This is a genomic window from Streptomyces sp. H27-H5, assembly GCF_026627505.1.
Classification (GTDB): Bacteria; Actinomycetota; Actinomycetes; order Streptomycetales; family Streptomycetaceae; genus Streptomyces.
Window position 1 is genome coordinate 17,359 of sequence record NZ_JAPNLK010000075.1, and the last position, 23,592, is coordinate 40,950.

The following is a 23,592-nucleotide window of genomic DNA, read 5'->3' on the forward strand; positions in this document are numbered from 1 at the left end:
CGCGCGTGAAGATCTGCCCATGTCGCCTGAGACCCAGCAGTGGACCCCCACCCATGGCAGGCCCTACCGGCCCGTCCCCTACCGCCCCGCGCGCATGCCGGGCCCGGAATCCCTCGCGCGCGCGGCCGAGTTGAGGGCCCGGATGGACGAGCGGCGCACCGTCCGTCACTTCTCCACCGACCCGGTGCCCGAGCAGGTCGTCCGGGACGCGATCGCCTGCGCCGCCACGGCCCCGTCGGGTGCGCACCAGCAGCCCTGGACGTTCGTCCTGGTCAAGGACCCCGAGATCCGCCGGCAGATCCGCGCGGCCGCCGAGCAGGAGGAACAGATCTCCTACGACGGCCGGCTCGGCGACGAATGGCTCGCCGCGCTGCGTCCCCTCGGCACCGACGCGGTCAAGAACCACCTGACCGACGCTCCGGCCCTGATCGTGGTCTTCCAGCAGCGGTACTGGCTGGGGCCCGACGGTACGAAGCGCAAGCACTACTACGTGGACGAGTCGGTCGGCATCGCTGTCGGCATGCTCCTGTCGGCGCTCCACCTGAGCGGGCTCGCCGCGCTGATCCACACGCCGAGCCCGATGCGCTTCCTGAGGCACGTCCTGAACCGCCCGGAGAACGAGAAGGCCTTCGCGGTCATCCCCGTCGGCTACCCGGCCGACGACTGCGAGGTCCCGGACCTGCTGCGCAAGTCCCTGGACCAGGTCATCGTCGAGGTCTGAGAACGGTCCCGCAACCGTGACCGCCCCCGCTCCGGACTTGGGGGTACCGGAGCGGGGGCGGGGTTCGGCAGGGCAGGGAGGTCAGCCCATGTGCGGGTACGCGTACTCGGTCGGCGGGACCAGGGTCTCCTTGATGGAGCGGGTCGAGGTCCAGCGCAGCAGGTTGGAGGCCGCGCCCGCCTTGTCGTTCGTGCCGGACGCGCGGCCGCCGCCGAAGGGCTGCTGGCCGACGACGGCGCCGGTCGACTTGTCGTTGATGTAGAAGTTGCCCGCCGCGAAGCGGAGCTTCTCCATCGCGTCGGCCGCCGCGTAGCGGTCCTGGGCGATGACGGCGCCGGTCAGCGCGTACGCGGACACCGACTCCATCTGCTCCAGCATCGCGTCGAAGTCCGCGTCCTCGTAAACGTGCACGGCGAGGATCGGGCCGAAGTACTCGGTCGTGAAGACCTCGTTCTCCGGGTCGGTGCAGGCGATGACGGTCGGGCGGACGAAGTAGCCCTCCGAGTCGTCGTAGCTGCCGCCGGCGACGATCGTGCAGGTCGGGTCGGCCTTGGCGCGGTCGATCGCGGCCTTGTTCTTCGCGAACGAACGCTCGTCGATGACGGCGCCGACGAAGTTCGACAGGTCACGGACGTCACCCATGGTGATGCCGTCGACCTCGGCCGCGAAGGCCTCCTTGAAGCCGTCGTTCCAGATCGACGCCGGGACGTAGGCGCGCGAGGAGGCCGAGCACTTCTGGCCCTGGTACTCGAAGGAGCCGCGGGTCAGGGCGGTCTTCAGGATGTCGCGGTCCGCGGACGGGTGGGCGACGACGAAGTCCTTGCCACCGGTCTCGCCGACCAGGCGCGGGTAGGACTTGTACTTCTCGATGTTGTTGCCGACGGTCTTCCACAGGTGCTGGAAGGTCTTGGTCGAGCCGGTGAAGTGAATGCCGGCCAGCTCGGGGTGGTTCAGGGCCACCTCGGAGACGGCGATGCCGTCGCCGGTCACCAGGTTGATGACGCCCTTGGGCAGACCGGCCGCCTCCAGGACCTCCATCAGCAGGACCGCGGAGTGGGTCTGCGTCGGGGACGGCTTCCACACGACCACGTTGCCCATCAGGGCCGGGGCGGTCGGCAGGTTGCCGGCGATGGCCGTGAAGTTGAACGGCGTGATCGCGTAGACGAAGCCCTCCAGCGGGCGGTGGTCGCTGCGGTTCCACACGCCGGCGCTGTTCGCGGCGGGCTGCTCGGCCAGGATCTGGCGGGCGAAGTGGACGTTGAAGCGCCAGAAGTCGACGAGCTCGCAGGGGGTGTCGATCTCCGCCTGCTGGGCGGTCTTCGACTGGCCCAGCATGGTCGAGGCGGCCAGCTTCTCGCGCCACGGGCCGGCGAGCAGCTCGGCGGCGCGCAGGATGATCGCGGCGCGGTCGTCGAAGTCCATCGCGCGCCAGGCCGGGGCGGCGGCCAGGGCCGCGTCGACGGCGGCCTGGGCGTCGGCCTCGGTGGCGTTCGCGTAGGTGCCGATGACCGACTTGTGGTCGTGCGGCTGGACGACGTCGAAGCGCTCGCCGCCACCCATCCGCTTGACGCCGTCGATCGTCATGGGGAGGTCGATCGGGTTCTCGGACAGCTGCTTGAGCTGGATTTCGAGACGTGCGCGCTCCGGGCTGCCGGGGGCGTACGAGTGGACCGGCTCGTTGACCGGCGCGGGGACCTGGGTCACAGCATCCATGGGTCTGGCAACTCCTTGAGCTAGTTCTGAACCTGGTTCTGGACCTAGTTCTTGGTGATCATCGAGCGGAGGAAGAAGAGGAGGTTGGCCGGCTTCTCCGCGAGGCGGCGCATGAAGTAGCCGTACCAGTCGGTCCCGTACGCGGTGTAGACGCGCATCCGGTGTCCCTCGGCGGCCAGCCGCAGGTGCTCGTCGCTGCGGATCCCGTACAGCATCTGGAACTCGTACTCGTCGGGCTTGCGGCCGGCCTTGCGGGCCAGTTCCTGGGCGATGGCGATCAGGCGCGGGTCGTGGGACCCGATCATCGGGTACCCCTCGCCCTCCATCAGGATGCGCATGATGCGGACGTACGCCTTGTCGATCTCGGCCTTGTCCTGGTACGCGACCTCGGCGGGCTCCTTGTAGGCGCCCTTCACGATCCGGACGCGGCTGCCGGCCTCGGCGAGCCGGCGGGCGTCGGCCTCGGTGCGGAAGAGGTAGGCCTGGATCACGCAGCCGGTCTGCGGGAAGTCCCGGCGCAGCTCCTCGTGGATGGCGAACATCGAGTCGAGGGTGGTGTGGTCCTCGGCGTCCAGGGTGACGGTGGTGCCGATGGCCGCGGCGGCCTCGACGACCGGGCGCACGTTGGCGAGGGCCAGCTCGTGGCCGCCTTCGAGGGCCTGGCCGAACATCGAGAGCTTGACCGACATCTCGACGGTCTCGCCCAGGCCCAGCTCGGCCAGCCGCCCGATCAGTTCGAGGTAGGCGTCGCGCGCGGCGTGGGACTGCTCCACGGCGGTGATGTCCTCGCCGACCACGTCGAGGGTGACTTCGAGGCCCTTGCGCGTGAGGTCCTCGACGATCGGGATGACCTGGCCGACCGTCTCACCGGGGATGAACCGGTTCACCACGGGCTTGGTCACCGGGGCGGCGGAGACGATTCGGCGCAGCTTGTCGCTGCGGGAAGCGGCGAGGATCGCGGGACCCAGCACGGGGCACCTCCAACGGGTGGCAGAAGCAGATTCACGATCTCGCGCCGGCATGGCGTGGACGTAAGAGAAACGCATGTAAAACCACCGTGAAACCTAAGGATCTCCACGATCCTCTGCCATCGACAGCTGTCACGCATCCGATGTCGACATCTCATACATCTGTCTGAAGAACCGTTCCGCAGGTGGGAGAATGGCCGGGTGAAGGGCGATTACCAGGACCTGGTGGACGAGATCTCGGCGCTGCTCGGCGCCCCCGCGACCCTGGAGAACCGGGACTTCCGCCTCATCGCGTTCGGCGCGCACGACGGCGACGACGACGCGGCCATGGACCCGGTCCGCACCCGCTCGATCCTGACCAGGCAGTCGACGGCTGCCGTCCGGTCCTGGTTCGAGGGCTTCGGCATCGCCCGCGCCACCGGTCCGGTACGCATCCCGGCCGCCCCCGATGCCGGTGTCGTCCGGGGGCGGCTCTGTCTGCCGGTGCGCTACCGGGGAATCGTCCAGGGGTACGTGTGGCTCCTCGACCCGGAGTCGGGACCCGACGCGGGGCCCGGTCCGGCGGCGCTCGCCGCCGCCATGGAGGTCGCCGAGCGGGTGGGGGTGCTGCTCGCCGAGGAGGCCAAGGCCGGGGCGGACCTGTCGCGGGAGTTCCGCGCGGCGCTCACGGCCGACCGCGGCTGGCAGCGGGACATGGCGCTGACCGCGCTGCGCACGGCCCTGGGAGCCGACGGCGACGGGCTGCACGCGGTGGTGTGCGTGACCCCGTGGCCCGGGGAGGTCCCGGGTTCGGTGCCGGGCGCGGCGGCGGTGTGCGTGGTGCCGTGGCCCTGGCCGGGCCGCGCGAGCGGGCCGGACCGGGGCGGGCCGGACCGCGCCGGGTCGGACCAGGCCACGTCGGGTCGGGGCGCGTCCGGTCGGGCCGCGTCGGCGGGGCGGGCCGGGTCGGGGCGGGCCGCCGATCATCCGGGGGGCCGACCCGACACCCGATCGGGTGACCGTTCCGCCGCCGGGACCGGCGCCGGCGGGTCGGGCGGGGTCGACGGCGACCCGGGCCCCGGTCAGGCGGCTCTGGCGGTCCTGGTCAGACTCCGCTCGGCGGACTCCGTCGCCCCGGTGGAGGCGCTGGCCTCCCGGCTGCTCCCCCGCCCCGCGACGCCGACGGGACCCGTCGCCGCGACCGCCGGCGTCGCCGAGCCCCGGCGCGGGCTGACCACGCTCGGCGACGCGTGGGCCGAGGCCGCGGCCGCGGCCAGGGCGGCGTCCGCGCAGCCCCGGCTCGGGCAGGTCGCGCGGTGGTCGGCCATCGGACCGTACCGACTGCTGGCCTCGTTGGCTGCGGGCCGGGGGCAAGACCCCTCCACCCGGGTCCTGTTGGACGCCACGCACCGGGAACTGGCCCGTACCGCCGAGGTGTTCCTGGACTGCGCCGGGCAGGCGGGTCGGGCGGCGGCGGCCCTGGGGGTCCACCGCCAGACGCTGTACTACCGGTTGGGCCGGGTGGAGCAACTGACGGGCCTCGACCTGGACGAGGGCGAGGACCGGCTGTTGCTGCACATGTCCCTCAAGGCCGCCCGCCTCGACTGACCTGCTCGCCCCGCCCCGTGCGCGGGGCGAGAGGCACGACTCAGGCGGTGGGTTCCGCGACCGAGGCGCCGACCGCGCCCTCCACCGGCGCCCCGTCGGCCGCTCCCGCACCCGCCGCCTTCGCCATGAGTTCCGCCGCCCGCCGCATCCCCTCGGTCAACTCGGCCGGGGTGCCGGCGCTCCCGGCGTCGAACAGCCACTGGATCATGAACCCGTTGAGCAGGGCCTGGTAGAAGGTGCCCAGCGTGCGCAGGTCCTCCTCCTCCAGCCGGTCCTCCGGCATCCCCGTGAACATCGAGACCAGCCCCCGGCGCCCCTCGTCCTGCGAGGCCGCGAGCAGTCGGCGCAGCTCAGGGAGCCCGTCCCGGGTCAGCGCGACCTCCAGGCTCGCGGCCCAGATGGGGCCCGACTCCTCGTGCCCGGCGTGCACGCCCTCCCACACCGAGCGGAAGCGGTCGAGCGAGCCGCCCTCCCCCGCGAGGCCGCCGGTGAACGCGTCGCCCCAGTCGGAGATCAACTCGATGAACGCCTGGGTGAGCAGGGCGTCCTTCGAGCCGTAGTGATAGCCGATGGAGGCCAGGTTGGCGCCCGACGCCTTGACGATGTCACGCGCGGTGGTGCGCACGAACCCCTTCTCGACCAGGCATTCCTTGGCCCCCCGGAGCAGATCTTCGCGATGTCCCATGGCCGACACGGTAGCAAGACAACCGTCCTAGACGGAAGTTCCATACACTCGTACTAGACAAGTGTTTATGACGCTTGTACATTCCTGCTCATGACGAACCCCGCTGCCTCAGCGCGCCTCGCCGGCCGCCGCGAATGGACCGCCTTCACCGTCCTGCTGCTGCCGCTGCTCCTGGTCTCGATGGACGTCTCCGTCCTCTACTTCGCCATCCCCGCCATCACCCGGGAGCTGGACCCGAGCGCCACCCAGCAGCTCTGGATCTTCGACAGCTACGCCTTCGCCCTCTCCGGGCTGCTGATCACGATGGGTTCGCTCGGCGACCGCATCGGCCGCCGCAAGCTGCTGTTGATCGGCGCGGCCGCCTTCGGCCTCGCCTCCGTCGGCGCCGCGTACGCGACCAGCGCGGAGATGCTGATCGCCTGCCGGGTGCTGCTCGGCGTCGGCGGTGCGACGCTGATGCCGTCCACCCTGGCCCTCGTACGGAACCTCTTCCAGGACGCCGGGCAGCGCGCCCGGGCCATCGCCGTCTGGTCCGGCGCCATGACCGGCGGCATCGCCCTCGGCTCCGTGATGAGCGGGGTGATGCTGAACCACTTCCACTGGGGTTCGGTGTTCCTGATCAACGTCCCCGCGATGCTGCTCCTGCTGGTCCTGGTCCCGGTGCTGGTACCGGAGTTCAAGGACCCCGCCCCGGGCCGCTTCGACCTGCCGAGCGTCCCGCTGTCGATGGCCGCCGTGCTGCCCCTGGTGTACGGCCTCAAGGAGATCGCCGCCGAGGGGCTCGCCCCGCTCCCCGCCGCCTGCGTCGGCGTCGGCCTGGCCTTCGGGTACGTGTTCGTGCGCCGCCAGCGGGGTCGGGACGACGCCATGGTCGGCCGGGCCCTCTTCCGCAACCGGGGCTTCGGCGCGGGCATCGGCCTCCAGACCGTCTCCGCCTTCGCCATGATGGGTTCGGCCTACTTCACCACCCAGTACCTGCAATCGGTCCTCGGCATGGGCACCTTGGAGGCCGCCCTGTGGAGCCTGGCCCCGTCGGTCGCCATCGGCGCGGCCGCCCCCGTGGCCGCGGCCCTCGCCCGCACGCTGGACCGGTCCCTCGTCATCGCGGGCGGCTTCGTCCTCGGCGCCGTCGGGTTCGCCCTGATCGGCGGGGTCGGCACGGACTCCCTGTGGCTGCTCCTCGTCGGCGCCGGGGTGCTGGCCAGTGGGATCGTCGCCGTGATGTCCCTGGTCTGCGACATCGCGCTGGGCGCGGCCCCCGCCGAGAAGGCCAGCTCGGCGGCCTCGCTGCTGGAGACAGGCGCCGAGTTCGGCGGCGCCCTGGGCATGGCCGTCCTGGGCAGTCTCGGCACCGCGGTCTACCGCTCCGACCTGGTGGGCGCCGAGCCCGCCGTCCGGGAGACCCTGGGCGGCGCGGTCGCCACCGCCGGCTCGCTCGGCGGCGAGTCCGGGCAGCGGGTACTGGACCTGGCCCGGCAGGCGTTCGTGCACGGCATGCAGTACGCGGCCTGGGGCGGCGCCGCCCTGCTGCTCGCGGCCGCGGCCCTCGCGCCGGTCCTGCTGCGCGGCATCGGCACCACCGCCGCGACCCCGGCGGAACCGGAGCCCGAGTCGACCGGGGTCGCCGCGGCCCCCGACGCCGTCGCGCGCTGAACGACCCGTACGACACGGAACGCGGAAGGGCCCGGGGGTCTCCCCCCGGGCCCTTCCCGTGCGTACCGAAGGATCAGCCGAGGCTGACCGTGCGCGCCGAGACGGCGCCGATCTCGGCGGCGATGTCCGCGAGGACGTTCACCGGGACCTCGGCGTCGACGGTGAGGACGCCGAGCGCCTCGCCACCCTCCTCGGCGCGGGCGACCTGCATGCCCGCGATGTTCAGACCGGCCTCGCCCAGGATGCGGCCGACGGTGCCGACGACGCCCGGACGGTCGGCGTAGCGCAGGACGACCATCTGCTCGGCGAGTGCCAGGTCCAGGTCGTACTCGCCGATGCCGACGATCTTCTGAAGGTGCTTCGGGCCCGCGAGCGTGCCGGAGACCGAGACCTCCTGACCGTCCGAGAGGGTGCCGCGGACCGTGACCACGTTGCGGTGGTCCGGGGACTCCGAGCTGGTGGTCAGCCGGACCTCGACACCGCGTTCCTGCGCGAACAGCGGGGCGTTGACGTAGGAGACCGTCTCGTCGACGACGTCCTCGAAGACGCCCTTGAGCGCGGAGAGCTCCAGCACCTTGACGTCGTGCTGGGTGATCTCGCCGTAGACCTCGACGTCGAGACGGACCGCGACCTCGCCCGCGAGGGCGGTGAAGATGCGGCCGAGCTTCTCGGCGAGCGGCAGGCCCGGACGCACGTCCTCGGCGATGACGCCGCCCTGGACGTTGACCGCGTCCGGCACCAGTTCACCGGCGAGCGCGAGGCGCACCGACTTGGCGACCGAGACACCGGCCTTCTCCTGGGCCTCGTCCGTGGACGCGCCGAGGTGCGGAGTGCAGACGACCTGGTCGAGCTCGAAGAGCGGGGAGTCCGTGCAGGGCTCCTTCGCGTACACGTCGAGGCCGGCGCCGGCGACCCGGCCCTCCTTGATGGCCGTGTACAGCGCGGCCTCGTCCACGATCCCGCCGCGCGCGGCGTTGACGATGCGGACGGACGGCTTCACCTTGTGCAGCGCCTCGTCCCCGATGAGACCGAGGGTCTCGGGGGTCTTCGGCAGGTGCACGGTGATGAAGTCCGCGACCTCCAGCAGCTCGTCCAGCGTGAGCATCTTGACGCCCATCTGGGCGGCGCGCGCGGGCTGGACGTAGGGGTCGTACGCGACGACCTTCATGCCGAAGGCCGACATGCGCTGGGCCACCAGGACGCCGATGCGGCCGAGGCCCACGACACCGAGGGTCTTCTCGCTGAGCTCGACGCCCGTGTACTTGTTCCGCTTCCACTCGCCGTTCTTCAGGGCGGTGTTGGCCTGCGGGATGTTGCGGGCCGTGGCGACGAGCAGGCCACAGGCCAGCTCGGCCGCGGTGACGATGTTGGAGGTCGGCGCGTTGACGACCATCACGCCGGCCTTGGTGGCGGCGGAGACGTCGACGTTGTCGAGGCCGACACCGGCGCGGGCGACCACCCTCAGCTTCTTGGCGGCGGCGATGGCCTCGGCGTCCACCTTGGTGGCGGAGCGGACCAGGATCGCGTCGACGTCGACGATCGCGGGGAGCAGCTCCGCGCGGTCGGCTCCGTTGACGTGCCGGATCTCGAAGTCCGGACCGAGCGCGTCCACCGTGGCGGGCGACAGCTCTTCGGCGATGAGTACGACAGGTTTCGAGCTCACGTGGGTCATCCTCACAAGTCCAGTGCGGACGGCCGTCCCGACGGCCGCAGGCGGTGGAGGGGGTAGCCGCGTGGAAGACGCACGACACTGTGGGCCTGACGCGTTGTGTTGAGCAGTGTAGTGGCGTATCCGCGGCGGGTTTCCGCCTGTACGGAAGGATCACCCTTCCGTGATTGGCCGGGGTGGCCAATCCGCGCGGTCGAAGGCCGCTGTTCCGGCGGGCCGGACGGCCTCCTGGGGCGCGTGCGCGGCGGGGCCGGGACTCGTCGTCCCGGCCCCGTCGCGGCGGGATCAGCTCTCGTCGTTGTCGACCCAGCTCATCAGCTTGCGCAGCTTCTTGCCGGTGGTCTCCAGCAGGTGGGCCTCGTCGGCCTTCTTGTACTCGTTGTACTTCGGCAGACCGGCCTTGTACTCGGCCATCCAGGTGTTGGCGAACTCGCCGCTCTGGATCTCCGCGAGGACCTTCTTCATCTCGGCCTTGGTGGCGTCCGTGATGATGCGGGGGCCGGTGATGTAGTCGCCCCACTCGGCGGTCTCGGAGACCGACCAGCGCATCTTCTCCAGGCCACCCTCGTACATGAGGTCCACGATGAGCTTCAGCTCGTGCAGGCACTCGAAGTACGCGATCTCCGGCTGGTAACCGGCCTCGGTCAGGGTCTCGAAACCGGCCTTGACCAGCGCGGAGGCGCCACCGCAGAGAACGGCCTGCTCACCGAACAGGTCGGTCTCGGTCTCCTCGGTGAAGGTGGTCTTGATGACGCCGGCGCGGGTGCCGCCGATGCCGGCCGCGTAGGAGAGCGCGAGGGCGAAGGCGTTGCCGCTGTGGTCCTGCTCGACGGCGGCGATGCAGGGCACGCCGCGGCCTTCCTCGTACTGGCGGCGGACCAGGTGACCCGGGCCCTTCGGGGCGACCAGGGCGACGTCCACGTTGGCCGGGGGCTTGATGAAGCCGTAGCGGACGTTGAAGCCGTGCCCGAAGAAGAGCGCGTCGCCGTCCTGGAGGTGGTCCTTGATGGACTCCTCGTAGATCTCGGCCTGGAGCGGGTCCGGGGTCAGGATCATGATGACGTTGGCCCACTCGGCGGCCTCGGACACCGAGACGACCTTCAGGCCCTGCTCCTCGGCCTTGGCCTTGGACTTGGAGCCCTCCTTCAGGCCGACGACGACGTCGACGCCGGAGTCACGGAGCGACAGCGCGTGGGCGTGGCCCTGGCTGCCGTAGCCGATGACCGCGACCTTGCGGCCCGCGATGATGGACAGGTCGGCGTCGTTCTCGTAGAACAGCTCGGCCACTGGGATATCTCCTTGGTGCGCGTGTGTTGCTCCCACCGTACGGCGGGGAACGGAATGTGAGTTTCTCGGTCTCGCCATGCGGGCGGCCCGCCGACGCGCGGCGGGCCGCCCACGGGGGCGAGCGGTCGAACGACCCGTGGAGCGGTCGCTCAGGCGCTGCGGTCGAGCGCGCGCAGGCTGCGGTCCGTGATGGACCGTCCGCCACGCCCTATGGCGATCGTGCCGGACTGCACGAGTTCCTTGATGCCGAAGGGCTCCAGCATCTTCAGCATCGCGCCGAGCTTGTCGGTGCCGCCGGTGGCCTCGATGGTGACGGCCTCCGGGGAAACGTCGACCGTCTTGGCGCGGAACAGCTGGACGATCTCGACGATCTGCGAGCGCGTCTCGTTGTCGGCGCGGACCTTCACCAGAACGAGTTCACGCTCGATGGCGTTGTGCTGCTCCAGCTCGACGATCTTGAGCACGTTGACCAGCTTGTTGAGCTGCTTGGTCACCTGCTCCAGCGGGAGGTCCTCGACGTTCACGACGATGGTGATGCGCGAGATGTCGGGGTGCTCGGTGACACCGACCGCGAGGGAGTCGATGTTGAAGCCGCGGCGGGAGAACAGGGCGGCGATCCGGGCGAGGATGCCGGGCGTGTTCTCGACCAGGACGGAGAGCGTGTGCTTGGACATGTGAGTCGTTCTCTCTCTCAGGCTCTCTCGGCTCAGTCGTCTTCGTTGTCGCCGAAGTCGGGACGGACGCCCCGGGCTGCCATGACCTCGTCGTTGGAGGTGCCGGCGGCGACCATCGGCCACACCATGGCGTCCTCGTGGACGATGAAGTCGACGACCACCGGACGGTCGTTGATCGCGTTGGCCTCGGCGATGACCCGGTCCAGGTCGGCAGGGTCCTCGCAGCGCAGTGCGACGCAGCCCATGGCCTCGGACAGCTTCACGAAGTCCGGGACGCGGGTGCCCTTGCGGGGGGCGTTGGACTCGCCGAGCTGGGAACCCACGGTGGAGTGGCCGGTCTCGTCGGCGTGCAGGACCGTGTTGGAGTACCGCTGGTTGTAGAACAGGGTCTGCCACTGGCGGACCATGCCCAGCGCGCCGTTGTTGATGATCGCGACCTTGATCGGGATGTTGTTCAGCGCGCAGGTGACCAGTTCCTGATTGGTCATCTGGAAGCAGCCGTCGCCGTCGATCGCCCAGACCGTGCGGTCCGGCATGCCGACCTTGGCGCCCATCGCGGCCGGGACCGCGTAGCCCATGGTTCCGGCGCCGCCGGAGTTCAGCCAGGTGCGGGGCTCCTCGTAGTTCACGAAGTGCGAGGCCCACATCTGGTGTTGGCCGACGCCGGCAGCGTAGATGGTGTGCTCGGGGGCGAGCGCGCCGATCCGCTGGATGACCTGCTGCGGCGAGAGGCTGCCGTCCGCGGGCAGGTCGTAGCCCAGCGGGTACGTCTCGCGCCAGCGGTTGAGGTCCTTCCACCAGGCGGTGTAGTCGCCCGCGTTGCCGTCGGTGTGCTCGGCCTGGACCGCCTGGATCAGGTCGGCGATGACCTCGCGGGCGTCACCCACGATCGGGACGTCGACCTCGCGGTTCTTGCCGATCTCGGCCGGGTCGATGTCCGCGTGGATGATCTTGGCGAACGGGGCGAAGCTGTCCAGCTTGCCGGTGACGCGGTCGTCGAAGCGGGTGCCGAGCGCGATCAGCAGGTCCGACTTCTGCAGCGAGGTGACGCCGGTGACCGAACCGTGCATGCCGGGCATGCCGACGTGCAGCGGGTGGCTGTCGGGGAAGGAGCCGAGCGCCATCAGGGTGGTACAGACGGGGACGCCGGTCAGTTCCGCGAGGACCTTCAGCTCGGCGGTGGCGCCGGACTTCATGACACCGCCGCCGACGTACAGGACCGGGCGCTTGGCCGCGCAGATGAGCTTGGCGGCCTCCCGGATCTGCTTCGCGTGCGGCTTGGTGACGGGCCGGTAGCCCGGCAGGTCGTGGGTCGGCGGCCACGAGAAGGTGGTCTTCGACTGGAGGGCGTCCTTGGCGATGTCGACCAGGACCGGACCCGGGCGACCGGTGGAGGCGATGTGGAACGCCTCCGCGATCGTCCGCGGGATGTCCTCGGCCCGCGTGACCAGGAAGTTGTGCTTCGTGATCGGCATGGTGATGCCGACGATGTCCGCCTCCTGGAAGGCGTCGGTGCCGATCGCCTTGGAGGAGACCTGGCCGGTGATCGCGACGAGCGGCACGGAGTCCATGTGCGCGTCGGCGATCGGGGTGACCAGGTTGGTGGCGCCCGGCCCCGAGGTGGCCATGCAGACGCCGACCTTCCCGGTGGCCTGCGCGTAGCCGGTCGCGGCGTGGCCGGCCCCCTGCTCGTGGCGGACCAGGATGTGACGGACCCTCTTGCTGTCCATCATCGGGTCGTAGGCCGGAAGGATGGCGCCGCCCGGGATCCCGAACACGGTGTCGCACCCCACCTCTTCGAGAGAGCGGATGAGGGACTGCGCACCCGTGACGTGCTCAACTGCGGCGGACTGGTGTCCACCCGTACGGGGCCGCGGCTGCGGATGGTGGGCCCCGGTGGCCTGCTCGGTCATCGGCATTCTCTTCTCGAAGCTGAGGGTTTTACGAGGAGCGGGGATCCTTCGGAGCAAGGTCCGAAGGCGTGTGCCAGTGCAACAAAAAACCCCTCGTGCCGGGAGGCAAGCGAGGGGAGCGCGTCGGGCGTGTGGAGCGGGGACATGCAGGTCCCAGCTTCAGCCGACGCGCTTTCCAAGTACGAGAATTCGGGTGCGCATGGCACTGACCCTCCCTCCGGCGGGAGGTGGATGTCAAGCGGGTGGGACGGGCGTCTCATTATTTGAGCCTCTACGGATGACCATCGAGCCACTGGACGAGCCTCCGGCCAAGGCCGGCTGGGCCAAACCGCCCGGTACTGGGAACGTACCGCGCACGAGGGCGCGTCGCAGCCTGTATTCGTCGAGTGGTCCGGAGAAGGCCATTCCTTGACCATGGGTGCACCCCATCGCCCGCAGGGCCGACACCTGCTCGGGCAGGTCCACCCCGTCGGCCACCGACTGCATCCCCAGGTCGTTTGCGATCCGCAACAATCCTGCGGTGATCTTGTACAGGCGGGCCGATTCCACCAGGCCCTCGACCAGGCCCCGGTCCAGTTTCAGCATGTCCACGGGGAGGCGCCGGAGGGCGCTGATGGCCGCGTAACCGCTGCCGAAGCCGTCGAGGGCGATCAGGACGCCCAGCCGCCGCAAGGCCGTCAGGCGGCGCTCCAGCTCATCGAAGGGCACTCTGGGGTCGCTGTCGGCCAACTCGATCACGAGCGCGCCGGAGGGCAGGCCGTGCCGGGTCAGCAGGGCGTCCAGCGAGGCGAGCGGCGCGGAGCGGTCCAGCAGCCGCTGCGCGGTCATCCGGACCGCCACCGGCACGCGATGACCGGCCCGGTGCCGCTCGGCGGCCTGCTCCACGGCCTCCTCCAGCAACCAGCGCCCCAGCTCGGCGGTGCGCGAGGCGTCCGGGGCGGCGCTGTGGGCGGTGCCCTCGCTGTACTCGGCCACCCGCAGGAACTCGGCCGGCGTGAACAGGATCCCCTGGGCGGAGCGCCAACGGGCCTGCGCGGCGACGGCCGTGACCTCACCGCTCGCCAGCGAGACCACGGGCTGGTGCAGCAGGGCGAACTCGCCCTCGTGGAGCGCGGTGCGCAGCCGCCCCGCGAGTTCGGCCTTGCGCACGACCTCGGCCTGCATCTGCGGGGCGTACAGCTCGACGCGGTTCTTGCCTCCCGCCTTGGCCCGGTACATCGCGAGATCCGCGTTGCGCATCAGGTCCGAAGGGGTGATGCCGGGGTCCGCGAAGGCCACGCCGATGCTCGCGGCGACCCTGACCTCGCTGCCCCCGATCCGGTACGGCTGGGAGAGCGTGGTGCGCAGCCGGTCGGCGATCTCGTGCACCTGGTACTCGCGGGCACCGCGGTCGCGGCTCCCGTCGCCCATGATCAGCGCGGCGAACTCGTCGCCGCCGAGCCGGGCCGCGGTGTCCCCGGCCCGGACCGAGTCCTGGAGTCGGCGGGCGGCCTCGACGAGCAGCTCGTCGCCGGCCTGGTGGCCGATGGTGTCGTTGACCGCCTTGAAGCCGTCGAGGTCGATGAAGAGCACGGCGGTGCTGTGGTCCCCGGCCCTGCGGCCGGTCAGCGCCTGGCGGACCCTGCGGGTGAACAGGGCCCGGTTGGGGAGGTCGGTGAGGGGGTCGTGCTCGGCGCTGTGCTGGAGCTGGGCCTGGAGCCGGACGCGCTCGGTGACGTCGCGGCTGTTGAGGATGAGCCCGCCCTGGTGCCGGTTGACGGTGGACTCGACGTTGAGCCAGTCGCCGTCGCCCGACTCGAACCGGCACTCGATGCGGGTGGTGGGCTCCTCCGAGGGCGGCGCCGCCAGGAACCGGCGGACCTCGTGGACCACGCGGCCGAGGTCGTCGGGATGGATCAGGGTGGCGAGTTCGGTCCCGATCAGTTCCTCCGCCTCGCGGCCGTAGACCCCGGCGGCGGCGGGACTCACGTAGCGCAGGGTGCCGGTGGGCGCGGCGATCATGATGACGTCGCTGGAGCCCTGGACCAGGGAACGGAAGTGGTTCTCCTTCTGGGCCAGTTCCTGGGTCAGCGCGATGTTGTCGACGAGCATGATGCCCTGCCGGATGACGAGGGCGAGGACCACCGTGCACCCGGTGAAGATGACCATCCGGTCGACCTTCCGGCCGTCCACGACGTTGTACAGGATGCCGAGGGTGCAGACGGCGGCCGCGAGGTACGGCGTCAGCGCGGGCAGCGAGCCGGAGATGGGGCGGCTGTGCGGGCGCTCCGCGCGCGGGGGCCGCAGGGCCTGCTCGGCGGACTCGGCCCTGCGGGCGCCCCAGGGGGCGTACGCGAGCAGCAGCGAGCCCGCGAACCAGCCGGCGTCGAGGATCTCGCCGGAACGGTAGGTGGTGTTCAGCAGCGGGGAGGTGAAGAGCGCGTCGCTCAGGACGGTCAGGGCGAGGGCGGCGATGGCCGTGTTGACCGCGGAGCGGTTGTTCGCCGAGCGGCGGAAGTGCAGGACCAGCACCATCGAGACGAGCGCGATGTCGAGCAGCGGGTACGCGAGGGACAGCGCGGCGCGGGGGACGCTGCCGGGGGCGCCCGACTGGACGGTGCGCGCGGCGTTGGCGAGGGCCAGGCTCCACGACAGCGTCAGCAGCGATCCGCCGATGAGCCAGGAGTCGAGGCCGAGGCAGACCCAGCCGGCCCGGGTGACGGGGCGCTTGGCGAGGATCAGCAGCCCCACGATGGCGGGCGGCGCGAAGCAGAGGAAGGCGAAGTCGGCGAGGGAGGGCTCCGGGACGTCCTGGCCGAGAATGACCTCGTACCAGCCCCAGACGGCGTTCCCGAGGGCCCCCATCAGGGAGGAGAACGCGAACATCAGCCAGGCGGGACGTTCGCGCCGGTCGATGGTGCGCGCGTAGTGGAAGCAGGAGACGGCGGCGAGCAGTCCCGCCGTGCTGAGTCCGAAGTCGCCCATGATCTTGGCGAGTTCGGTCGATCCCCAGCCGAGGGCGGCTCCCACGGCGTAACCGCCGCTGACCACCGCGAGGAGGAGCTGGGCCGCCAGGCCCTTGCCGGCGCCCGCCGTCGGGGGCCGGGTCAGGAGTGCCGCCCCCGGGGGGCTCACCGGTCCCCCTCGCCTGCCAGCTTCGGCGCACCCCATCGTCGCCTCCGGCGGCTCTGCCGCGTCGGATCCTTCGTCCATTGGCCGTGCATCGCCCGTCGCCCCCCAAAGTGTCCGATCACTCCCCGACGCCAGACGTTCCCGGCGCAGCCCCTTCTTCCGGACGATACACCACTTTCGTCACTCAGTGACATACCTCCTCTACTCTCCGTCACCGCCTGGGGAGTTGTCGACACCGCGCGCACTCGGGTGATTGCGGAGCGTGCTCACATCGGGTCACCCGGTGGTCAACACCGTGTTCTCCAGGGGCTCGCCGGCGGCGAACCGGGTGAGCTGACGGGCCAGGAGCCGTTTGGCCCGGGGCTCGAACGCCGAGGTGCTGCCGCCCACATGGGGCGTGATCAGGACGTTCGGGGCGTGCCACAGCGGGTGGCCGGCGGGCAGCGGTTCCGGCTCGGTCACGTCGAGCGCCGCCCGCAACCGGCCCGATTCCAGCTCCGCCAGCAGGGCCGCCGTGTCGACGACCGGGCCGCGCGCCACGTTCACGAGCAGGGCTCCGTCCTTCATCCGGCTCAGGAATCCGGCGTCGGCCAGGCCGCGGGTGGCGTCGGTCAGCGGGGTGGAGAGGATCACCACATCGGCGTCCGGAAGGAGTCGGGGCAGATCGGCGAGGGCGTGCACCGGCCCGTGCGCGGTGGTGCGCGCGGAGCGCGCGACCCGCGTGACGCGCGCGCACTCGAAGGGGATCAACCGGTCCTCGATGGCCGCGCCGACCGACCCGTGGCCGACGATCAGGACCGACTTGTCGGCGAGGGCCGGGTAGAACCCGGAGCGCCACTCCTCATGGTCCTGGCCGCGGACCATGCCGGGGATGCCGCGGAGCGAGGCGAGGATCAGGGTGAGGGTCAGTTCGGCGGTGCTGGCCTCGTGCACGCCGCGGGCGTTGCACAGGCGCACGCCGGGCCGCAGTCCGTCGAGGCCGCCGAGCACGTGGTCGATGCCCGCGGTGAGGGTCTGGACGACCTGGAGGTCGGGCATCGCCGGCAGCGGTCGCAGGGTGACGGCCGGGGACTTCATGTACGGGGTGACGTAGAAGGCGCAGTCCCCCGGGTCCGCGGGGTACGCGTCCTCGCCGTCCCACCGTCGGTACCGGAAGCAGTCGGGAAGGCCTTCGATCTCGTCGGCGGCGAAGGGGAGCCAGACGTCCGGGGTCGTTGCAGTCATGATCACGAGGCTATGCCAAGGGATCCGGATCAAGCCGTTAGTTTGATGGCCGGACCGGGAGGGGGACGCACAGGTGGAGCGCAGGTCGATCGGATCGGGGCCGCTGCGGGTGGGCGCCATCGGGCTCGGCTGCATGCCGATGAGCTGGGCCTACGCGCCCTCGCACCGCCGGGGCGAGGAGTCGATGCGGACCCTGCACACGGCCCTCGACCTCGGCGCGAACCTGCTGGACACGGCCGATGTGTACGGGCCGTTCACGAACGAGCTGGTTCTGGGCCGGGTGCTGCGGGAGCGGCGTTCCGAGGCCTTCGTGTCGGCCAAGGTGGGCCTGCGGGCGGGTGAGCAGCACGTGGTGGCGGACGGTCGGCCCGGATACGTGCGGCGGGCCTGCGACGCCTCGCTGCGGCGGCTGCGGACCGACGTCATAGACCTGTACCAGCTGCACCGGGTGGACCCGGACGTGCCGGTGGAGGAGACCTGGGGCGCCATGGCGGAGCTGGTGGCGGCGGGGAAGGTGCGGGCGCTCGGCTTCTGTGCGCTGGGCGCGGGCGCCGGGCCGGGCGCGGGGCGGCGCGGTGACCGGGCCTACCGGTCGACGGTGGGGTTGTTGGAGCGGGCCCAGCAGGTGTTCCCGGTGAGCGCCGTGCAGGCCGAACTGTCGGTGTGGTCGCCGGAGGCCGCGTGGCAGTTGCTGCCGTGGTGCGCGGCGCGCGGGGTGGGGGTGCTGGCGGCGATGCCGCTGGGCAGCGGCTTCCTGACCGGGACGCTGCGACCGGGCGCCGGCTTCGAGTCGGCGGACGTGCGGGCCCGGCACCCGAGGTTCACCGCGGAGGCGATGGCTTCGAACCAGGTGCTGGTGGCGGGGCTGCGGCTGGTCGCGCGGCGGCACGGCCCGGAGGTCACCCCGGCCCAGGTGGCGCTGGCGTGGGTGCTGGCGCAGGGGCCGCACGTGGTGCCCGTCCCGGGGGCCGATCGGGCCCACTGGGCGGCGGAGAACGCCCGGGCGGCCGAGGTTCGGCTCACGGCCGGGGACCTGGCCGAGATGGCGGAGCTGCCGGCGGCGGTGGGAGCCTGGGACTGACCCCGGCCGGGGGCCGTGCCCGCGCGATCGGCGACCACCGGCACATCCACTCGATCGAGTGTACGAGTGGTGGAACTTCGGGCGGTGCCGCCGGTGTTGAGTCGGTGGGAAGGCACGATCGGAGCACCGGAAGGGACAGCGCGATGCGATACGAACCGCGGTACGGACAGGGCGACGGACGGGGCGAGGGGAACCCGGGGGTGCCGGCGGAGGTGGGTTCCCCGCGCCGCGACGACCGGCGGGTCGGGCAGCGGGACGGGCGGCGGGACGGGCCCTCCGCGCCCCCGGTCGCGTACGACGTCGCGGGCGGCCGGCCCCGGTCGGTCCTGACGGCGCTGGCCCTGGCCGGGTGCGGGGCCCTGCTGGCGGCGGGCTGCTCGCCGCCGGGCGGGGAGGCGGCCCGGCCGGGCGGTTCCCCACCGGGTACGGCCTCGCCGGGGGGCGGGTCGCCGGGTTCCTCCGGGTCCCCCTCCCCGAGCGCTCCGCCCGCCAAGGGCGCCGTGACGGTGACGGGCGAGGTCGCCAAGGGGCTGGAGTCCCCGTGGGGTGTGGCGGCGCTGCCGGGCGGGGACCTGCTGGTCGCCTCGCGGGACAAGGGGACCATCAGTCGGGTGCGGGCCGGCACGGGCGCGGTGACGCCGATCGGCGAGGTCCCCGGGGTGGTGCGGGGCGGCGAGGGCGGGCTGCTGGGTCTCGCGCTCTCCCCCACCTTCGCCTCGGATCGGCTCGTGTACGTGTACTTCACGACCGAGTCCGACAACAGGATCGCCCGGCTGCGTTATGACGACCAGAGGTCCGCCGGGCAGCGGTTGGGGGCGCCCGACACGGTGTTCCGGGGCATCCCGAAGGGCCTCGTCCACAACGGGGGTCGGATCGCGTTCGGCCCGGACAAGATGCTGTACGTCGGCACCGGGGAGACCGGCGAGACCGGGCTGGCGCAGGACAAGAAGTCCCTCGGCGGCAAGATCCTGCGGATGACCCCGGACGGGGAACCGGTGCACGGCAATCCGGAGGCGGACTCGGTCGTCTATTCGTACGGGCACCGCAATGTGCAGGGCCTCACCTGGGACGAGGACAAGCGGCTGTGGGCCGCCGAGTTCGGCCAGAACACGTGGGACGAGCTGAATCTGATCGAGCCCGGTGTGAACTACGGCTGGCCGGAGGCCGAGGGGAAGGCGGGCAGACCCGGCTTCCGGGATCCGGTGGCCGTGTGGAAGACCGGCGACGCGTCGCCGAGCGGCATCGCCTGGGCACAGGGCTCGATCTGGATGGCGGGGCTGAAGGGCGAGCGGCTGTGGCGGATCCCGCTGGCCGGGACGACCCCGGTGGCGGAGCCGGAGGCCTTCCTCCAGGGTCGGTACGGCCGGCTGCGGACCGTGGTGCCCCTGGGTGGGGACGCGTTGTTGCTGGTCACGAGCGAGACGGACGGGCGCGGGTCGCCGGAGGCCGGCGACGACAGGATTCTGACACTGACGGTGCGATGACCGACGAGGCCCCGGTCGGGGACGAAAGGCGTGGTGGACACCGTGTTCAACATGATCGAGGAGCTCTTCGCCCCGGGACGCAAGCACACGAACGAGGAGAAGAAGCGACTGGAGCTGTCCCGGACCGACGTCGATGACGGCGATCCGGGACGGGGCCCGATAGATCTCGACTCCGGCAAGGTGCTCATACGCCCTGCCGAGCGACCTCCGGCCTAGCCCCGGCGCCGCGATCCGGGGCGGATCCGGACGGCCGGCCACCGCGACCGGCCGGGCCGCCTCCCGGGATCTGGCCCTGCTCTTGGTCCGGGCGGTCCTGGACATCGGGGCCGAACAGCCTGAGCCGGTGGGCGAGGGCGGCGGCCTCACCGCGGCCGGCCACGCCCAGCTTGGCCAGGATGTTCGAGACGTGCACGCTGGCCGTCTTCGGGGAGATGAAGAGTTCCTCGGCGATCCGACGGTTGGTACTGCCCGTCGCGACCAGCCGCAGTACGTCCCGTTCGCGGCTGGTCAGCCCCAGGGCCTCGACCGGATCCACCTCCGGCGCCGGCGGCGCCCCGTGCGGGTCCGGGGCGTCGAGCGGGACCCGGGCGCGCCGCGCCAGCAGGGCCAGGTCCTCGCACAGCCGGCGGGAGCCGAGGCGCTCGGCGGCGGCATGGGCCTCGCGGAGCAGTTCGGCGGCCGTCTCCCGGTCACGGCCGGCCACGAGCAGGGCCTCGCCGAGTCGGTACACGGCCCGGGCGAGGAGGTACGGGCGGGCCAGGGGTCGGATCATGGCCACGACTGCGGTCCAGTCCGCGGTGGTGTCCCGGCCCTCGGCGCGGAGCAGCTCGGCCCGGACGTACTCGGCGTGCGCGGTCCACACCGGCACCGGGGTCGCCAGGGTGCGGGCGGCGTCGCGCAGCGCCTTCAGGGCGGCTTCCCGGCCGGGGTCGGCGGTCGGGAGTCCCCTGGCGTCGGCCTCCGCGGTGGCCCCGGCCAGCAGCAGCGGCCAGGCGTAGCGGTGTTGCCCGAGGGCGAATCCGTGGGCGATGGCCTCGGTGACGTGGTGGCGGGCCTCGACGATCCGGCCCTCGCCCGCGGCCACGCCGATCTCCAGCCGGTAGAGCGGCAGCCGGTGTTGGGGTTGGGCGTCGTGCGTGCCGAAGTACGCGTGAGCCGTGGCGAGTTGCGCGGCGGCCTCGGAGAGTTCGCCGCGGGCCAGGGCCAGGTAGGAGAGGCGGGCGGCGGCGGAGGCGCGCGGGGCGGCGCTCTGGCCGACGCGGAGGGTCTCCCGCGCCTCCTCCGCGGCCTCGTCCCAGCGGCCGAGGCTGTAGAGGCTCTCCGCCATGTTGCCCCGGACCCAGGCCTCGGAGTCCAACAGCCTTGATTTGCCGACGAGTTCAGTGCCCCGTTTGGCCACTTCCACGGCTTCCGCGGAACGGCCCTGCGATTCCAGCTGAGAGGTGAGGTTGATATGAGCACGACCGGCCAGTGCGGTCAGCCCGAGTTCCGTGGCGCGGTCCTTGATCGCGTGCAGTTCGGCGAGGCCCGTCTCGCTGTCGCCGGAGTCGACGCACAGGGAGGCGACGGTGATCCGCGCGTTGAGTTCGACGTCCTCCGCGCCGACCATCCGCGCGTACTCCACGGCGCGTTCGGCGGCGGCGAGGTTGTCGGGGCCCGGCTTGTGGAGCATGCCCCAGCCCGCGGCCCGGACCAGCACCTCGGCGTGCACCTGGGACGGGGGCAGCCCCCGGACGAGTTCCTGCGCCCTGGCTATCTCCGCCCAGCCGTCGCCGCGGGCCAGGCTCGCGACCAGCCGGGAGCGCTCGGTCCAGAACCAGGCGGCCCGCAATGGGTCCTCGTCCTCCTCCAGCATGCGCAGCGCGGTCTTGGTCAGCTTGAGGGCGCGTTCGCGTTCGCCTCCGTAGCGGGCCGCGACGGTGGCCTCGGCCAGCAGGTCGAGCCGCTGGAGTCCGGTGTTCTCCGGGTCGCATCCGCAGGGCGGGTACACGTCGGTGTAGTCCGCCGGGCGGAGTCCTTCGCGGGTCTCCTCCGGGACGCTGTCCCAGAGGTCGATGGCCCGCTCCAGCAGGCTCAGCTGCTCGGAGTAGGCGTGTCGGCGGCGGGCGGTCACGGAGGCGGCGAGGACGGCGGGCAGCGCCTTGACCGGGTCGTTGGCGTAGTACCAGTAGCTGGCCAGCCTGATGACCCGTTCGCCGGCGCGGACCAGCGTCTCGTCGGCCTCCATGGCCTCGGCGAACCGCCGGTTGACGCGGGCGCGCTCGCCGGGCAGCAGGTCGTCGCTGACGGCCTCGCGGACCAGGGAATGACGGAAGCGGTAGCCGTCCCCGTCGGAGGTGGGGAGGAGGATGTTGGCGCCGACGGCCGCCCGCAGGGCCTCGATCAGTTCGTCCTCGCCGAGCCCCGTGACGGCGCGCAGCAGCGGGTACTCGACGGTGGAACCGCCCTCGGCGACGATCCGGACGACGCGCTGCGCGGACTCCGGCAGGACCTCGACCCGGACGAGCAGCAGATCGCGCAGGGATTCGGTGAGTCCGGTACGGCAGCCGTTCTCCCGGGAGGCGACGAGTTCCTCGACGAAGAAGGCGTTGCCGTCGGAGCGCTCGAACACCGAGTCCACGAAGGCCTCGTCGGGTTGCGAGGCGAGGATGCCGGCGAGCTGTCGGCGTACTTCGGCCCGGTTGAAGCGGGGCAGTTCGATGCGTTGGACGGTGCGGAGCCGGTCGAGTTCGGCGAGGAGCGGGCGCAGCGGGTGGCGGCGGTGGATGTCGTCGGCGCGATAGGTGGCGACGACGACGAGGCGGCCGTTGCCGAGGGTGCGGAAGAGGTAGGCGAGGAGGTGCCGGGTGGAGGTGTCGGCCCAGTGCAGGTCTTCGAGGACGAGCACGATGGTGCGGTCGGCGGCGAGCCGTTCGAGCATGCGGGCCGTCAGCTCGAAGAGGCGCGCGGTGCTCTCCTCGTCGTGCGGGCCCCTCGGGGTGTCGCCGAGTTCGGGGAGGATCCGCGCGAGTTCGTCCTCCTGGCCGGCGGTCGCGGCGACCAGTTCCTCGGGGAACCGGCGGCTCAGGCTGCGCAGCGCCGTCGAGAAGGGGGCGAAGGGAAGCCCCTCCGCCCCGATCTCCACACAGCCTCCGACGGCCACCACCGCGCCGAGGCGGGCGGCCTCGCCCAGGAACTCCTCCGTGAGGCGGGTCTTGCCGACGCCTGCCTCGCCTCCGATGACCAGGGCCTGCGGCTCCTGGTGCCCGGCGCGTGTCAGGGCATCGACGAGTATGGCCAGTTCGTCGGCTCGGCCGACGAACACCGGGCTCACGGATCTGGTCTCCACGCCGCCGAGCATCGCACAGGGCGGCTGCTCGGCGTCACCGAGTATCGCCGCGCTTCTCATCACGCGTCGGTTCCCGTTGTTCGCGCCGCGGCTTACGCGGCGCGGGTGAAGCGGCTCCGAATCCCGCTCACCGACCCTTCGGGTTCCTGGCCGCGTGAGGAGCGGCGCGCCTTCTTGGCCACCCGGGCCAGTCGGTACGCGTCGGCCTCGCGGAGGAGGTCGGCGCGGCGGGCGATGGCCATCTCGTACTCGAACATCTCGTACTCCCTGGTTGCTCTCTCGGGCACCTCGTTCGGTGTGATCCAAGATTCGCTTCCCAGAGGGTGCCCGCGCATGGGGCGCTTGCCGCATCTCCGCGCGCCGGAAGCCTTAGTGGTCTGCGTCGTAAGTCCTTCGGGGGTTGATCACGCGGCCTTGGCGGCGGAGGATTCTTCTGGGTGATCGGCGGTGTGCTGGTCGAGCCTGGCCAGGAGATCGTCCAGGTCGGAGGTGGT

Annotated in this window: 17 protein-coding genes; 6 read left to right on the forward strand and 11 right to left on the reverse strand. The window is 71.6% G+C overall.

The genetic code is table 11. The features are described 5' to 3' along the window. The first annotated feature begins 19 nt into the window (after positions 1-19). Positions 20-721 carry a nitroreductase family protein gene (locus tag OTB19_RS30360; RefSeq protein WP_267801821.1) on the forward strand — a complete coding sequence of 234 codons (702 nt, stop codon included), beginning with the start codon at positions 20-22 and terminating at the stop codon, positions 719-721. Between the two features lie 81 nt (positions 722-802). Here OTB19_RS30360 and pruA read toward each other — a convergent pair whose 3' ends face one another. Together pruA and OTB19_RS30370 are read right to left on the reverse strand one after the other, a co-directional pair. Next, positions 803-2,434 (reverse strand): L-glutamate gamma-semialdehyde dehydrogenase, encoded by a 1,632-nt coding sequence (gene pruA, locus OTB19_RS30365; RefSeq protein WP_267801822.1) that lies wholly within the window; start codon positions 2,432-2,434, stop codon positions 803-805. A 44-nt stretch (positions 2,435-2,478) separates the two neighbouring features. Further along, complete coding sequence (locus OTB19_RS30370) at positions 2,479-3,405, reverse strand: proline dehydrogenase family protein (RefSeq protein ID WP_267801823.1); 927 nt, start codon at positions 3,403-3,405, stop codon at positions 2,479-2,481. Positions 3,406-3,603: 198 nt separating this feature from the next. Between OTB19_RS30370 and OTB19_RS30375 the strand changes: the two genes are divergently transcribed. Then, positions 3,604-4,989, forward strand: coding sequence for a PucR family transcriptional regulator (locus tag OTB19_RS30375; RefSeq protein WP_267801825.1), 1,386 nt, complete (start codon positions 3,604-3,606; stop codon positions 4,987-4,989). Between the two features lie 40 nt (positions 4,990-5,029). Here OTB19_RS30375 and OTB19_RS30380 read toward each other — a convergent pair whose 3' ends face one another. Next, positions 5,030-5,674 carry a TetR/AcrR family transcriptional regulator gene (locus tag OTB19_RS30380; protein WP_267801827.1) on the reverse strand — a complete coding sequence of 215 codons (645 nt, stop codon included), beginning with the start codon at positions 5,672-5,674 and terminating at the stop codon, positions 5,030-5,032. A 90-nt stretch (positions 5,675-5,764) separates the two neighbouring features. On the opposite strand from OTB19_RS30380, the gene OTB19_RS30385 reads away from it, so the two are divergent. Beyond that, positions 5,765-7,327: an MFS transporter gene (locus OTB19_RS30385; RefSeq protein ID WP_267801829.1), complete on the forward strand. Its 1,563-nt coding sequence runs from the start codon at positions 5,765-5,767 to the stop codon at positions 7,325-7,327. 73 nt (positions 7,328-7,400) lie between these two features. Here the strand turns inward: OTB19_RS30385 and serA are convergent, their stop codons facing one another. The 6 genes from serA to OTB19_RS30415 all read right to left on the reverse strand — a co-directional run bounded on the left by serA (position 7,401) and on the right by OTB19_RS30415 (position 17,205). Further along, entirely contained in the window at positions 7,401-8,990 is a 1,590-nt protein-coding gene (serA, locus tag OTB19_RS30390; protein ID WP_267801831.1) for a phosphoglycerate dehydrogenase, read from the reverse strand. Positions 8,991-9,281: 291 nt separating this feature from the next. Further along, on the reverse strand, positions 9,282-10,283 hold the full coding sequence (ilvC, locus tag OTB19_RS30395) for a ketol-acid reductoisomerase (RefSeq protein ID WP_053677673.1): 1,002 nt from the start codon (positions 10,281-10,283) through the stop codon (positions 9,282-9,284). Positions 10,284-10,432: 149 nt separating this feature from the next. Then, a complete protein-coding gene (ilvN, locus tag OTB19_RS30400) occupies positions 10,433-10,957 on the reverse strand; it encodes an acetolactate synthase small subunit (protein WP_053677671.1) in 525 nt (174 codons plus the stop codon). 32 nt (positions 10,958-10,989) lie between these two features. Further along, positions 10,990-12,876: an acetolactate synthase large subunit gene (locus OTB19_RS30405; protein WP_267801832.1), complete on the reverse strand. Its 1,887-nt coding sequence runs from the start codon at positions 12,874-12,876 to the stop codon at positions 10,990-10,992. Between the two features lie 228 nt (positions 12,877-13,104). Then, complete coding sequence (locus OTB19_RS30410) at positions 13,105-15,984, reverse strand: putative bifunctional diguanylate cyclase/phosphodiesterase (protein ID WP_420716946.1); 2,880 nt, start codon at positions 15,982-15,984, stop codon at positions 13,105-13,107. A 273-nt stretch (positions 15,985-16,257) separates the two neighbouring features. After that, positions 16,258-17,205 (reverse strand): 2-hydroxyacid dehydrogenase, encoded by a 948-nt coding sequence (locus tag OTB19_RS30415; protein ID WP_267801833.1) that lies wholly within the window; start codon positions 17,203-17,205, stop codon positions 16,258-16,260. 73 nt (positions 17,206-17,278) lie between these two features. On the opposite strand from OTB19_RS30415, the gene OTB19_RS30420 reads away from it, so the two are divergent. From OTB19_RS30420 to OTB19_RS30430, 3 genes are all read left to right on the forward strand, one after another. Beyond that, a complete protein-coding gene (locus tag OTB19_RS30420) occupies positions 17,279-18,286 on the forward strand; it encodes an aldo/keto reductase (RefSeq protein ID WP_267801834.1) in 1,008 nt (335 codons plus the stop codon). 326 nt (positions 18,287-18,612) lie between these two features. Beyond that, positions 18,613-19,770 carry a PQQ-dependent sugar dehydrogenase gene (locus OTB19_RS30425; RefSeq protein ID WP_267801838.1) on the forward strand — a complete coding sequence of 386 codons (1,158 nt, stop codon included), beginning with the start codon at positions 18,613-18,615 and terminating at the stop codon, positions 19,768-19,770. 30 nt (positions 19,771-19,800) lie between these two features. Then, positions 19,801-19,986 (forward strand): DUF6191 domain-containing protein, encoded by a 186-nt coding sequence (locus OTB19_RS30430; protein ID WP_420716947.1) that lies wholly within the window; start codon positions 19,801-19,803, stop codon positions 19,984-19,986. On the opposite strand, the gene OTB19_RS30435 is transcribed toward OTB19_RS30430, so the two are convergent. After that, positions 19,955-23,110 (reverse strand): helix-turn-helix transcriptional regulator, encoded by a 3,156-nt coding sequence (locus tag OTB19_RS30435; RefSeq protein ID WP_267801841.1) that lies wholly within the window; start codon positions 23,108-23,110, stop codon positions 19,955-19,957. The genes OTB19_RS30430 and OTB19_RS30435 overlap by 32 nt on opposite strands. An 80-nt stretch (positions 23,111-23,190) precedes the next feature. Continuing rightward, positions 23,191-23,385: a hypothetical protein gene (locus OTB19_RS30440; RefSeq protein ID WP_267801842.1), complete on the reverse strand. Its 195-nt coding sequence runs from the start codon at positions 23,383-23,385 to the stop codon at positions 23,191-23,193. Between the last annotated feature and the right edge of the window lie 207 nt (positions 23,386-23,592).